Raw genomic sequence first — 13,816 nt, forward strand, 5'->3', positions numbered from 1 at the left:
CCGTGGCTGAACTCCCATTCGTTCTTTTGTCCCCCGCCCCGGCGGGTTTGCCCCTCCGGACACCCGAAGTACACCCCGACCCGTCCCGCGTCACACGTTCGTGGGACCTGTGAGAGAGCGTGCCCTGTGGCTGACGTACCTGCCGATCTTGCCGCAGTGTGGCCGCGAGTACTGGAGCAGCTCCTCGGCGAGGGCCGCGGACAGGGTGTCGAGGTGAAGGACGAGCACTGGATCCGGCGCTGCCAGCCGCTCGCGCTGGTGGCGGACACCGCTCTGCTCGCCGTACCGAACGAATTCGCGAAGAACGTACTGGAGGGCCGTCTCGCACCGATCGTCAGCGAGACGCTGAGCCGCGAGTGCGGCCGGCCCATCCGCATCGCGATCACCGTGGACGACTCCGCGGGCGAGCCGCCGGTCCCCGCGCCCGCACAGCAACAGCAACAGACCAAGTCGCGCTACGAGGAGCCGGAGCTGCCGTCCGGGTCCTACGAGGGCTACGGCCGCCATCGCGCCACCGACCAGCCGCAGGCCCCCGAGCCGCAGCACCGCGGGGACCAGCACCGCGGGGACCAGCACCGCGCCGACCAGCACCGCGGGGACCAGCACCCCGTGGTCCGCCCCGCCTACCCCTCCGAGTTCCAGCGCCGCGAGCCGGGCACCTGGCCGCGGCCCGCGCAGGACGAGTACGGCTGGCAGCAGCCGCGGCTCGGCTTCCCGGATCGCGACCCGTACGCCTCGCCGTCGTCCCAGGACACCTACGGCTCCGGCCCGGACTCCTACGGGGCATCGTCCCAGGAATACCGCCATCAGGGCATGGACCGGCCGTCCTACGAGCAGCAGCGCGGCGAGTACGACAGCCCGCGCGGGGACTACGAACCCTCCCGCCCGGACTACGACTCCGGCCGCCCCGAATACGACTCCGGGCGTTCCGAGTACGACTCGTCCCGGACCGAGTACGACCAGCGCGACCCCGTCCGCCGGGAGCCGCCCGAGCAGCCGGCGGGCGGCGGCCCGGCACATCGCGGGGGCCACGGCCGCCCGGACGGGCCCGCGACCGGTGCCCCCGGCCCGCTGGCCGCACAGCCGGCGCCGGCGAGCGGTCCCGGTGAGCCGACGGCGCGGCTGAACCCGAAGTACCTCTTCGACACGTTCGTCATCGGCGCCTCCAACCGGTTCGCGCACGCGGCCGCGGTGGCCGTCGCCGAGGCGCCGGCGAAGGCGTACAACCCCCTGTTCATCTACGGGGAGTCGGGGCTCGGGAAGACGCATCTGCTGCACGCGATCGGGCACTACGCGCGCAGCCTCTATCCGGGCACGCGCGTGCGGTACGTCAGCTCGGAGGAGTTCACCAACGAGTTCATCAACTCCATCCGCGACGGCAAGGGCGACAGCTTCCGCAAGCGCTACCGCGAGATGGACATCCTGCTCGTCGACGACATCCAGTTCCTCGCGGACAAGGAGTCGACGCAGGAGGAGTTCTTCCACACCTTCAACACCCTCCACAACGCGAACAAGCAGATCGTGCTGTCCTCCGACCGGCCGCCCAAGCAGCTGGTCACGCTGGAGGACCGGCTGCGGAACCGTTTCGAGTGGGGGCTGATCACCGACGTCCAGCCGCCTGAGCTGGAGACGCGTATCGCGATCCTGCGCAAGAAGGCCGTGCAGGAGCAGCTCAACGCCCCGCCGGAGGTGCTGGAGTTCATCGCCTCGCGGATCTCGCGGAACATCCGGGAGCTGGAGGGCGCGCTGATCCGGGTGACCGCGTTCGCCTCGCTCAACCGGCAGCCGGTGGACCTGGGCCTGACCGAGATCGTGCTGAAGGACCTGATCCCCGGTGGCGAGGACTCCGCCCCGGAGATCACGGCGACGGCGATCATGGGAGCGACCGCGGACTACTTCGGGCTGACGGTCGACGACCTGTGCGGCACCTCGCGCGGGCGCGCCCTGGTCACCGCCCGGCAGATCGCCATGTACCTGTGCCGTGAGCTGACCGACCTGTCGCTGCCGAAGATCGGCGCGCAGTTCGGCGGCCGCGACCACACGACCGTGATGCACGCCGACCGCAAGATCCGCGCGCTGATGGCCGAGCGGCGGTCGATCTACAACCAGGTCACCGAGCTGACCAACCGCATCAAGAACGGGTGACGTACGGCTGACGCCTGCCGTACGCCGACGTGAGGGCGCCTTCGGGATACGCATCCCGGGGGCGCCCTCGTGCGTTCGGGCGGGTGCGGCGCGGGGCACGAGCGGCGCTGTGGAGGAGCGCTCGCGGCCTGTGGAGTGTTGCCCGTCCGCCACCGAGTGTTCGATTACGCGCCGGGTTACGGCCACTCTCCACAGATTCGCCGACTTTCTTCCGTCCACATCCTGGGGACTGCGGAGTTGTCCCAAACGGCGTCCACAGGGAGCCTGTTCATATGGGATCCGCCCAGCTCAGCCCCCTGTGGAATCGTGGACAAACGATCTCCACAGGCTGTGGACGAAGCGAAGATCCACAGGCTGTGCACGAAGTTGTCCACTGGCAACCCACAGGCTGGAGCCGGTTGTCCCCAGTGATCCCCAGCTTCTCCACATGGCTGTCCACTGTTCGGCAACGCGACGCACCCCGTCACCACGTCGAGTGAAAGCCGTCACACAAAGGTGCCGGGTTGGGGTGTGGGAAACGTGGGTAAACCTGGGGACACAGCTGGGGAGAACTGCCCTCTGGCTGTGGGCGAGGTGTGCAGAACTTTCTGTTCTCCACAGACCTGCCTGGTTGTCCACCGGCTCCACCCACAGGCCCGGTGGACAAAATTTCCGCTCTGAGCTGGGAAAACGTGGTTATCCACGGTATCCACAGGCCCTACTACTACTCCCGACTAGAGAGAGTCCGGGAATCGCTTTGAAGTGGGTCCTGTGCACAACTCGCGGTCTCGAGCCCGGCTGCCCCTCGGAGCGACTTGACCCCGACGGGCACCTACTGTCAGTGCCGTGCGTCAGACTGGTCCCCGGTGTCCTTCCCTCCGCAGTGGGCGGTGACACCGAGTCGGAGGACTCAGTAGCAACAGCAGGAGGCGGCTTACGGTGAAGATCCGGGTGGAACGCGACGTACTCGCGGAGGCAGTGGCGTGGGCGGCACGCAGCCTCCCGGCCCGTCCGCCGGCGCCTGTCCTCGCCGGCCTCCTCCTCAAGGCCGAGGACGGCCAGCTGAGCCTGTCGAGCTTCGACTACGAGGTCTCCGCGCGTGTGTCCGTCGAGGCCGAGGTCGAGGAGGAGGGCACGGTCCTCGTCTCCGGCCGGCTGCTCGCCGACATCTCCCGTGCCCTCCCCAACCGGCCGGTGGAGATTTCCACAGACGGTGTACGGGCGACCGTGGTCTGTGGGTCCTCCCGGTTCACCCTGCACACACTGCCTGTGGAGGAGTACCCGGCGCTGCCGCAGATGCCGAACGCGACGGGCACCGTCCCCGGCGAGGTCTTCGCGGCCGCCGTGTCCCAGGTGGCCATCGCCGCAGGCCGGGACGACACGCTGCCCGTCCTCACCGGTGTGCGCATCGAGATCGAGGGCGACACGGTCACCCTGGCCTCCACCGACCGCTACCGCTTCGCGGTCCGTGAGTTCCTGTGGAAGCCGGAGAACCCGGAGGCGTCCGCGGTCGCCCTGGTCCCGGCCAAGACGCTCCTGGACACCGCCAAGTCGCTCGGCGCCGGTGACAGCGTCACGCTGGCGCTGTCCGGTTCGGGCGCGGGCGAGGGCCTGATCGGTTTCGAGGGCGCCGGGCGTCGTACGACCACGCGCCTGCTCGAGGGCGACCTGCCGAAGTACCGCACGCTGTTCCCGACCGAGTTCAACACCGTCGCCGTGATCGAGACGGCGCCCTTCGTGGAGGCCGTCAAGCGTGTGGCGCTGGTGGCCGAGCGCAACACCCCGGTGCGGCTGAGCTTCGAGAAGGGCGTGCTGATCCTGGAGGCCGGCTCCAGCGACGACGCACAGGCTGTGGAAAGGGTCGACGCGCAGCTGGACGGCGACGACATCTCGATCGCCTTCAACCCGACCTTCCTGCTGGACGGTCTGAGCGCGATCGACTCCCCGGTGGCCCAGCTGTCGTTCACGACGTCCACGAAGCCGGCGCTGCTCAGCGGGAAGCCGGCGCTGGACGCCGAGGCCGACGACGCGTACAAGTACCTGATCATGCCGGTGCGGCTGAGCGGCTGACGTTGTCCACAGCTGTGCACAGTGCCGGGCGCCCCTGTGGGTGCCCGGCACTGTGGCTCGGCGGGCGGTGGGCCGTGGCTACCCGAGTTTCCGCAGGTGAGCGCGTATGCCCACAGCTGTGCACGAGGGGTCGGGGCTAGGCTCGGAACGGGTACGCAGGTGCCCCTCACGCCACACAGCAACCGAAGGAACACAACTGATGGAGCTCGGTCTCGTCGGCCTCGGCAAGATGGGCGGCAACATGCGCGAGCGGATCCGCCGCGCGGGCCACACCGTCCTCGGATACGACCGCAACGCGGACCTCGCGGATGTCCACAGCCTGGAAGAGCTTGTGGGCAAGCTCAGCGGCCCGCGCGTGGTCTGGGTGATGGTCCCGGCCGGCGAGCCCACCCAGTCGACCATCGACCAGCTCGCCGAGCTGCTGGAGCCGGGCGACGTGGTCGTGGACGGCGGCAACTCCCGCTGGACGGACGACGAGAAGCACGCCGAGGAGCTGGCGGCCAAGGGCATAGGCTTCGTCGACTGCGGTGTCTCCGGCGGCGTCTGGGGCCTGGAGAACGGCTATGCCCTGATGTACGGCGGTGACGCCGAGAACGTCGCCAAGGTGCAGCCGGTCTTCGACGCACTCAAGCCCGAGGGCGACTTCGGTTCGGTGCACGCCGGCAAGGTCGGCGCGGGCCACTTCGCGAAGATGGTCCACAACGGCATCGAGTACGCGATGATGCAGGCCTACGCCGAGGGCTGGGAGCTGCTGGAGAAGGTCGACTCCGTCACGGACGTCCGTGAGGTCTTCCGCTCCTGGCAGGAGGGCACGGTCATCCGTTCCTGGCTGCTGGACCTCGCGGTGAACGCCCTCGACGAGGACGAGCACCTTCAGGGCCTGCGCGGTTATGCACAGGACTCCGGTGAGGGACGCTGGACTGTGGAGGCCGCGATCGACAACGCGGTGCCGCTGCCCGCGATCACCGCGTCGCTGTTCGCCCGGTTCGCCTCCCGCCAGGAGGACTCGCCGCAGATGAAGATGATCGCCGCGCTGCGCAACCAGTTCGGCGGCCACGCCGTAACGAAGAAGTAGGCCTCCGGCAGGCCGGAGAGAAACAGGGAGTCGGCGAAACGACCATGCACGTCACGCATCTTTCGCTGGCCGATTTCCGCTCGTACGCCCGGGCCGAGGTTCCGCTCGACCCGGGCGTCACCGCCTTCGTCGGCCCCAACGGGCAGGGCAAGACCAATCTGGTCGAGGCGGTCGGCTATCTGGCCACCCTGGGCAGTCACCGGGTGGCCTCCGACGCGCCCCTGGTCCGCATGGGCGCCGACCGGGCGGTCATCCGGGCGCAGGTGCGCCAGGGCGAGCGGCAGCAGCTGATCGAACTGGAGCTGAACCCCGGCAGGGCCAACCGCGCCCGGATCAACCGGTCCTCGCAGGTCAGGCCGAGGGATGTGCTGGGGATCGTACGGACTGTGCTGTTCGCGCCCGAGGATCTCGCCCTGGTGAAGGGGGATCCCGGGGAGCGGCGGCGGTTTCTCGACGAGCTGATCACCGCGCGGTCGCCGCGCATGGCCGGTGTGCGTGCCGACTACGAGCGGGTGCTCAAGCAGCGCAACACGTTGCTCAAGACGGCTGCCCTTGCCCGGCGGCACGGCGGACGGACGGGGGCGGACCTGTCCACGCTCGACGTGTGGGACCAGCACCTCGCGCGCGCGGGTGCCGAGCTGCTCGCCCAGCGGCTGGACCTGATCGCCGCGCTGCAGCCGCTGGCGGACAAGGCGTACGAGCAGCTGGCCCCCGGAGGCGGGCCGCTGGCACTGGAGTACCGGCCGTCCGCGCCCGGCGAGGCGCACACGCGCGAGGATCTCTGCACCCAGCTGATGGCGGCGCTCGCCGAGGCGCGCAAGCAGGAGATCGAGCGCGGGGTGACCCTGGTGGGACCGCACCGGGACGATCTCGTCCTCAAGCTCGGTCAGCTGCCCGCCAAGGGGTACGCCTCGCACGGCGAGTCCTGGTCCTACGCCCTCGCCCTGCGCCTGGCCTCCTACGACCTGCTGCGTGCCGAGGGCAACGAGCCGGTGCTGGTCCTGGACGACGTCTTCGCCGAGCTGGACGCGCGCCGCCGTGAGCGGCTGGCCGAGCTGGTCGCCCCCGGCGAGCAGGTGCTGGTCACCGCCGCCGTGGACGACGACGTACCGGATGTGCTGGCCGGTGCGCGGTACGCGGTGTCCGGCGGGGAGGTGGAGCGCGTATGAGCACGGGCGAGCCCACCCCCGACAAGAACAAGCAGGAACCGTCCGGTGTCGACCTCGCGCGCGTGGCGTTGCGCGCGGCGAAGGAGCAGGCACGCGCGCGTGGCGAGGCGGCGCGGCAGAAGAAGCAGGCACGGCGCGGCGGCGGGCTGCGCTCCGGGGCGCGTGCCGACGGCCGTGACCCGATGGCGCTGGGTGCCGCGATCAACCGGCTGCTGACCGAGCGCGGCTGGGAGACCCCGGCGGCGGTGGGCGGTGTGATGGGCCGCTGGCCGCAGATCGTCGGCGAGGACCTGGCCAAGCACTGTGTGCCGCAGCGCTACGACGAGGACGAGCGTGTGCTGACCGTGCAGTGCGATTCGACGGCGTGGGCGACCCAGCTGCGCCACCTCGCGCCCACGCTGGTCGCCCGTCTCAACGATGACCTGGGGCATGGCACCGTGCGGATGCTCAAAGTGCTCAATCCGGGCGGTCCGCCCCGCCGCTACGGGCCGCTGCGGGCTCCGGGGAGCAGCGGACCCGGCGATACGTACGGGTGACGTACCTCACGTGACGGGCGGGGGTGCGGGATGTCGTCGTACCCCCGTACACGCGTGTGTGACGCCGTTCGGACGGCATCTGACCCGTGAGTAGCCAAGGGTTGACGGCGCGAAGCGCTGAGTGCCGCTGTGAGCCCCTTGGAGCCCCCATCCGCATATCGGGACCCGGCCGAGACCGGTTGAGGGCGGCACATGGGGACTCAGGTACCGGCAAACCCCCATCGATGTCAGCGCTACCGGTAGACTGGAAGCCAATCCCGCCCCAACGTGGGGACCGCCCGGGAAAAGCTGAGCAACGCTGATCAAGGCTTACCAACGCAACATGCCGCAGCCGCTCCGGCAACCTGCCGACGAGCCCGGCTCGTGCTGTGCCAGAAAGGGCGCTTCGTGGCCGATTCCGGCAACCCCAACGAGAACATCCCGTCCACCGACGCCGGCGTGAACGCCGAGGCCACGGCCTCGGCGTCGTACGACGCCAGCGCCATCACCGTGCTCGAAGGGCTGGACGCGGTCCGCAAGCGACCCGGTATGTACATCGGCTCTACCGGCGAGCGCGGCCTGCACCACCTGGTGTACGAGGTCGTCGACAACTCGGTCGACGAGGCGCTGGCCGGCTACGCGGACACCATCGACGTCACGATCCTCGCCGACGGCGGGGTCCGCGTCGTCGACAACGGCCGTGGCATCCCGGTCGGCATCGTGGCGTCCGAGGGCAAGCCCGCCGTCGAGGTCGTGCTGACCGTGCTGCACGCGGGCGGCAAGTTCGGGGGCGGCGGTTACGCGGTCTCCGGAGGCCTGCACGGCGTCGGTGTCTCCGTCGTGAACGCGCTGTCGAGCAAGGTCTCCGTCGAGATCAAGACCGACGGCCACCGCTGGACGCAGGACTACAAGCTCGGCGTCCCGACGGCTCCGCTCGCCCAGCACGAGGCGACGGACGAGACCGGCACCTCGGTCACCTTCTGGGCCGACCCGGACATCTTCGAGACCACCGAGTACTCCTTCGAGACGCTGTCGCGGCGCTTCCAGGAGATGGCCTTCCTCAACAAGGGCCTGACGCTCCGGCTCACCGACGAGCGCGAGTCGGCGAAGGCCGTCGCCGGCGCCGACGAGGCGGGCGCGGACGAGAAGGCCGAGGTCAAGTCGGTCACGTACCACTACGAGGGCGGCATCGTCGACTTCGTGAAGTACCTCAACTCCCGCAAGGGAGAGGTGGTGCACCCCACGATCATCGACCTGGAGGCCGAGGACAAGGACAAGAGCCTGTCCCTCGAGGTCGCGATGCAGTGGAACAGCGGCTACAGCGAGGGTGTGTACTCGTTCGCGAACATCATCCACACCCACGAGGGCGGCACGCACGAAGAGGGCTTCCGCGCGGCCCTCACCAGCCTCATCAACAAGTACGCACGCGACAAGAAGCTGCTGAGGGAGAAGGACGACAACCTCACCGGTGACGACATCCGCGAGGGTCTGACCGCGATCATCTCGGTCAAGCTCAGCGAGCCCCAGTTCGAGGGTCAGACGAAGACCAAGCTGGGCAACACGGAGGCCAAGACCTTCGTGCAGAAGGCGGTCTACGAGCACCTCAACGACTGGCTGGACCGCTACCCGGTCGAGGCCGCCGACATCGTCCGCAAGGGCATCCAGGCGGCCACCGCGCGCGTGGCGGCCCGCAAGGCGCGCGACCTGACCCGCCGCAAGGGTCTGCTGGAGAGCGCGTCCCTGCCGGGCAAGCTGTCCGACTGCCAGTCGAACGACCCCACCAAGTGCGAGATCTTCATCGTCGAGGGTGACTCCGCCGGCGGCTCGGCCAAGTCCGGCCGCAACCCGCAGTACCAGGCGATCCTCCCGATCCGCGGCAAGATCCTCAACGTGGAGAAGGCCAGGATCGACAAGATCCTGCAGAACCAGGAGATCCAGGCGCTGATCTCGGCCTTCGGCACAGGTGTGCACGAGGACTTCGACATCGAGAAGCTCCGCTATCACAAGATCATCCTGATGGCGGACGCCGACGTCGACGGCCAGCACATCAACACCCTGCTGCTGACCTTCCTGTTCCGCTTCATGCGGCCGCTGGTCGAGGCCGGGCACGTGTTCCTCTCCCGCCCCCCGCTGTACAAGATCAAGTGGGGCCGGGACGAGGTGGAGTACGCGTACTCCGACCGCGAGCGCGACGCGCTGCTGGAGATGGGCCGCCAGCGCGGCAAGCGGGTCAAGGAGGACTCGATCCAGCGCTTCAAGGGTCTCGGCGAGATGAACGCCGAGGAGCTGCGCGTGACCACGATGGACCAGGAGCACCGGGTCCTCGGCCAGGTCACCCTGGACGACGCCGCCCAGGCCGACGACCTGTTCTCGGTCCTGATGGGCGAGGACGTCGAGGCCCGGCGCCAGTTCATCCAGCGCAACGCCAAGGACGTCCGGTTCCTCGACATCTGAGTCGGTCTCAGCTGACCGCACCAGAAAGGATCTTCACCAGCAATGGCCGACGAGAACACTCCGCAAAACCCTGACACCGAGGGCGGCGAGATCGTCATGCGCGTCGAGCCCGTCGGGCTCGAGACGGAGATGCAGCGCTCGTATCTCGACTACGCGATGTCCGTCATCGTCTCGCGTGCGCTGCCCGACGTCCGGGACGGTCTCAAGCCCGTCCACCGGCGCGTGCTGTACGCGATGTACGACGGCGGCTACCGCCCCGAGCGCGGCTTCTACAAGTGCGCGCGCGTGGTCGGCGACGTCATGGGCAACTACCACCCGCACGGCGACTCCTCCATTTACGACGCGTTGGTGCGCCTCGCCCAGCCGTGGTCGATGCGGATGCCGCTGGTGGACTCCAACGGCAACTTCGGCTCTCCGGGCAACGACCCGGCGGCCGCCATGCGCTACACCGAGTGCAAGATGGCGCCGCTGTCGATGGAGATGGTCCGCGACATCGACGAGGAGACCGTCGACTTCACGGACAACTACGACGGCCGCTCCCAGGAGCCGACCGTCCTGCCCTCCCGTTTCCCGAACCTGCTGATCAACGGCTCGGCCGGTATCGCGGTCGGTATGGCGACCAACATCCCGCCGCACAACCTGCGCGAGGTCGCGGCCGGTGCCCAGTGGTACCTGGAGAACCCGGAGGCCTCGCACGAGGAGCTGCTGGACGCGCTCATCGAGCGCATCAAGGGCCCGGACTTCCCGACCGGCGCGCTGGTGGTGGGCCGCAAGGGCATCGAGGAGGCGTACCGCACCGGGCGCGGCTCGATCACGATGCGCGCGGTGGTCGAGGTCGAGGAGATCCAGGGCCGCCAGTGCCTGGTCGTGACCGAGCTGCCGTACCAGGTCAACCCGGACAACCTGGCGCAGAAGATCGCCGACCTGGTGAAGGACGGCAAGATCGGCGGCATCGCTGACGTCCGTGACGAGACGTCGTCGCGCACGGGCCAGCGTCTCGTCATCGTCCTCAAGCGGGACGCGGTCGCCAAGGTCGTGCTGAACAACCTGTACAAGCACACGGACCTGCAGACGAACTTCGGTGCCAACATGCTGGCGCTGGTCGACGGTGTGCCGCGCACGCTGTCCCTGGACGCGTTCATCCGGCACTGGGTGACGCACCAGATCGAGGTCGTCGTCCGCCGGACCCGCTTCCGGCTGCGCAAGGCCGAGGAGCGCGCGCACATCCTGCGCGGTCTGCTGAAGGCCCTGGACGCCATCGACGAGGTCATCGCGCTGATCCGGCGCAGCGACACCGTCGAGATCGCCCGCAGCGGCCTGATGGGCCTGCTGGAGATCGACGAGATCCAGGCCAACGCGATCCTCGAGATGCAGCTGCGGCGCCTGGCGGCCCTGGAGCGGCAGAAGATCGTCCAGGAGCACGACGAACTCCAGGCGAAGATCACCGAGTACAACGCGATCCTCGCCTCCCCGCTCCGCCAGCGCGGGATCGTCAGCGAGGAGCTGGCCGCGATCGTCGAGAAGTACGGCGACGACCGCAAGACCATGCTGGTGCCCTACGACGGCGACATGTCCATCGAGGACCTGATCGCCGAGGAGGACATCGTCGTCACGGTCTCGCGCGGCGGCTACGTCAAGCGGACGAAGACGGACGACTACCGGGCGCAGAAGCGCGGCGGCAAGGGCGTGCGCGGTACGAAGCTGAAGGAAGACGACATCGTCGACCACTTCTTCGTCTCCACCACGCACCACTGGCTGCTGTTCTTCACCAACAAGGGCCGGGTGTACCGGGCGAAGGCGTACGAGCTGCCCGAGGCCGGCCGGGACGCGCGCGGCCAGCACGTGGCGAACCTGCTCGCCTTCCAGCCGGACGAGGCGATCGCCGAGATCCTCGCCATCCGCGACTACGAGGCGGCGCCGTACCTGGTGCTGGCCACGAAGTCCGGTCTGGTCAAGAAGACGCCTCTGAAGGATTACGATTCGCCTCGCTCCGGCGGTGTCATCGCGATCAACCTGCGTGAGCGCGAGGGCGGTTCGGACGACGAGCTGATCGGTGCCGAGCTGGTCTCGGCCGACGACGATCTCCTTCTGATCAGCAAGAAGGCCCAGTCCATCCGGTTCACCGCCTCGGACGACTCCCTGCGCCCCATGGGCCGCGCCACCTCCGGTGTGAAGGGCATGAGTTTCCGCGAGGGCGATGAACTTCTGTCGATGAATGTTGTTCGGCCCGGTACGTTCGTGTTCACTGCCACCGACGGTGGGTACGCGAAGCGGACCGGCGTCGACGAGTACCGCGTCCAGGGTCGCGGTGGCCTCGGCATCAAGGCCGCCAAGATCGTGGAGGACCGCGGGTCGCTCGTGGGCGCGCTGATCGTCGAGGAGAGCGACGAGATCCTCGCGATCAGCCTCTCCGGCGGTGTGATTCGTACGCGAGTCAGCGAGGTCAGGGAGACGGGCCGTGACACCATGGGCGTCCAACTGATCAACCTGGGCAAGCGCGATGCCGTGGTCGGTATCGCACGTAACGCCGAGGCCGGGCGCGAGGCGGAGGAGGTCGACGGCGAGGACGTCGTCGACGAGACCGCCGAGGGCGTCGAGGCCGCCGGCACGGACGAGGGTGAGGCGCCCTCGGCCGAGTAGCACGAGGAGTGAGTCATCGTGAGCGGAGCCACGGGCGCCGGATCGGCCGGTACCTCCAGGGGTACGGAAAGGGACGGCGGCGGCCGTGGCTCCGCCGCGCGTGCGGGGCGTGTCAGCGACCCGCACACGACCAACCTGAAGCCGGTGAAGGTGTCCGAGAAGGGCTCCTCCGGCGCGTCTGCACCCCAGGGGGGAACTGTGACGGACACCCGAGGCCCGGTCCAGGCCGGCGAGGCGCAGGCGTCGTCGCCGCTGCCCGGTGAGCGGCGCCCCGAGCAGCCCGCCGGGCCGTACCACCCGCCGCAGGCCTACCCCGCGCAGGAGGCCGCCGGTGCCGTGCGCCGGCCGCGCACCGGTGTGCGGACGGCGCCCCGCACCCGCAAGGCGCGGCTGCGGGTGGCCAAGGCCGACCCGTGGTCGGTGATGAAGGTCAGCTTCCTGCTCTCCATCGCGCTCGGCATCTGCACGATCGTCGCCTCGGCGGTGCTGTGGATGGTCATGGACGCGATGGGCGTCTTCTCGACGGTGGGCGGCACGATCTCGGAGGCGACCGGTTCGAACGAGGCGAACGGCTTCGATCTCCAGTCGTTCCTGTCCCTCCCCCACGTCCTGATGTTCACGACGATCATCGCGGTCATCGACGTGGTCCTCGCCACGGCCCTGGCGACGCTCGGCGCGTTCATCTACAACCTCTCCGCGGGCTTCGTGGGCGGCATCGAGCTGACCCTGGCCGAGGACGAGTGACCGCCCGCGGGTCCCTGACCTGATGGTCCCCGGACAACCGATTTTGGGACTGACGTGGTCGTGCGCTAATCTTCAGGAGTCAGCGCGCGGGACACATACCGCAGAGCGCGGCGGGGCTATAGCTCAGTTGGTTAGAGCGCATCCCTGATAAGGATGAGGCCACAGGTTCAAATCCTGTTAGCCCCACCAGCGAAAAGACCCCCAACCGATCATGGTTGGGGGTCTTTGACGTCCACGGCTCACATCAACGGCCGTGAGTAGCGATGATCAGTCGATGAGTGGGTCTTCCAGGACTTCGGCGAGCATCCCGACAGCGGGTAGCAGACATCTCGATCGTCACACGGATATGCCCCGAACGCGCGCGATGCCAGAAGCCCCTGCCGGCTGGCGACGAGGGGGCCCGTTCCGCCCCGTGCCCGGTCACTGACATCAACCGCCCACAGCTTCTTCGTTCACCGGGCTCACGCGAAGGTCTCGTCCTGGAATCCCCCCGCCCCTACTGTGCGCGGCATGGGATTCGCGGAGCGGGGCCGCATGTTCTGGCGGGGGGTGGTGGGACCGGTGGCGCTGTTGCTCTGTGCGTATCTGGCCTACGAGTCCGGGCCCGTGGTCGCCGCGCGCGACGGGGACGGCCGTTCGGGGGTCTGGACCGCCGATGCCGTCGTCTGCACGCACCACGGCTGTGCACAGGCCGGTGACTTCTTGTCCGCCGACCGTACGGATCACCGCGCCGGGGTGCGGCTCGCGGGGATCGGGTTCGTGCCCGCCGGTGGCGCGCGTGCGGCCGTGGACAGCGGTGGTGACGAGGTCTATCCGCCGGGATGGTCCGGCTGGTGGCACTACCCGGTGGGGGCGGCCCTCGTCGGCGTCGTGGTGGCCTTGTGGCTGTGGACGTTCCCGGTGCGGGTGCTGCTGCGGCGACGGGCGCGGTGAGGGCCGGGCGGGAACGAGAAAGGCCCGACCGCTGGCGACGGGGGATGCACCAGCGATCGGGTTATGGCCAAGGGTAACAAGGTTGAGCGGCT

General features: G+C 68.9%; 9 protein-coding genes and 1 tRNA gene. All 10 read left to right on the top strand.

Annotated features, from left to right (window positions below):
- The first annotated feature begins 126 nt into the window (after nt 1-126).
- The 10 genes from dnaA (at nt 127) to ADK64_RS19965 (ending at nt 13,724) form a co-directional block, all read left to right on the top strand.
- Nucleotides 127-2,145, top strand: coding sequence for a chromosomal replication initiator protein DnaA (gene dnaA / locus ADK64_RS19920; protein WP_078992731.1), 2,019 nt, complete (start codon nt 127-129; stop codon nt 2,143-2,145).
- A gap of 918 nt (nt 2,146-3,063) precedes the next feature.
- The gene (dnaN, locus tag ADK64_RS19925; protein ID WP_053660849.1) at nt 3,064-4,194 is read left to right on the top strand and encodes a DNA polymerase III subunit beta; all 1,131 of its coding nucleotides are present in this window, start codon (nt 3,064-3,066) and stop codon (nt 4,192-4,194) included.
- 199 nt (nt 4,195-4,393) lie between these two features.
- The gene (gnd, locus tag ADK64_RS19930; RefSeq protein WP_053660851.1) at nt 4,394-5,269 is read left to right on the top strand and encodes a phosphogluconate dehydrogenase (NAD(+)-dependent, decarboxylating); all 876 of its coding nucleotides are present in this window, start codon (nt 4,394-4,396) and stop codon (nt 5,267-5,269) included.
- A gap of 44 nt (nt 5,270-5,313) precedes the next feature.
- Nucleotides 5,314-6,438, top strand: a complete 1,125-nt coding sequence (recF, locus tag ADK64_RS19935) for a DNA replication/repair protein RecF (RefSeq protein ID WP_053660853.1) — start codon at nt 5,314-5,316, stop codon at nt 6,436-6,438.
- On the top strand, nt 6,435-6,974 hold the full coding sequence (locus tag ADK64_RS19940) for a DUF721 domain-containing protein (RefSeq protein ID WP_053660856.1): 540 nt from the start codon (nt 6,435-6,437) through the stop codon (nt 6,972-6,974). Before recF ends, ADK64_RS19940 begins: the two co-directional genes overlap by 4 nt.
- A 363-nt stretch (nt 6,975-7,337) precedes the next feature.
- Nucleotides 7,338-9,407, top strand: a complete 2,070-nt coding sequence (gyrB, locus tag ADK64_RS19945; protein ID WP_053660858.1) for a DNA topoisomerase (ATP-hydrolyzing) subunit B — start codon at nt 7,338-7,340, stop codon at nt 9,405-9,407.
- Between the two features lie 42 nt (nt 9,408-9,449).
- Nucleotides 9,450-12,047 (top strand): DNA gyrase subunit A, encoded by a 2,598-nt coding sequence (gyrA, locus tag ADK64_RS19950; protein ID WP_053660860.1) that lies wholly within the window; start codon nt 9,450-9,452, stop codon nt 12,045-12,047.
- An 18-nt stretch (nt 12,048-12,065) separates the two neighbouring features.
- Nucleotides 12,066-12,791 carry a DUF3566 domain-containing protein gene (locus ADK64_RS19955; RefSeq protein ID WP_053660862.1) on the top strand — a complete coding sequence of 242 codons (726 nt, stop codon included), beginning with the start codon at nt 12,066-12,068 and terminating at the stop codon, nt 12,789-12,791.
- Between the two features lie 112 nt (nt 12,792-12,903).
- Nucleotides 12,904-12,980, top strand: a tRNA-Ile gene (locus ADK64_RS19960).
- Between the two features lie 321 nt (nt 12,981-13,301).
- Nucleotides 13,302-13,724, top strand: a complete 423-nt coding sequence (locus ADK64_RS19965) for a hypothetical protein (protein ID WP_053660864.1) — start codon at nt 13,302-13,304, stop codon at nt 13,722-13,724.
- Nucleotides 13,725-13,816: the final 92 nt, after the last annotated feature.

Origin of the sequence: Streptomyces sp. MMG1121 (genome assembly GCF_001280015.1) — a bacterium.
Lineage (GTDB): Bacteria > Actinomycetota > Actinomycetes > Streptomycetales > Streptomycetaceae > Streptomyces.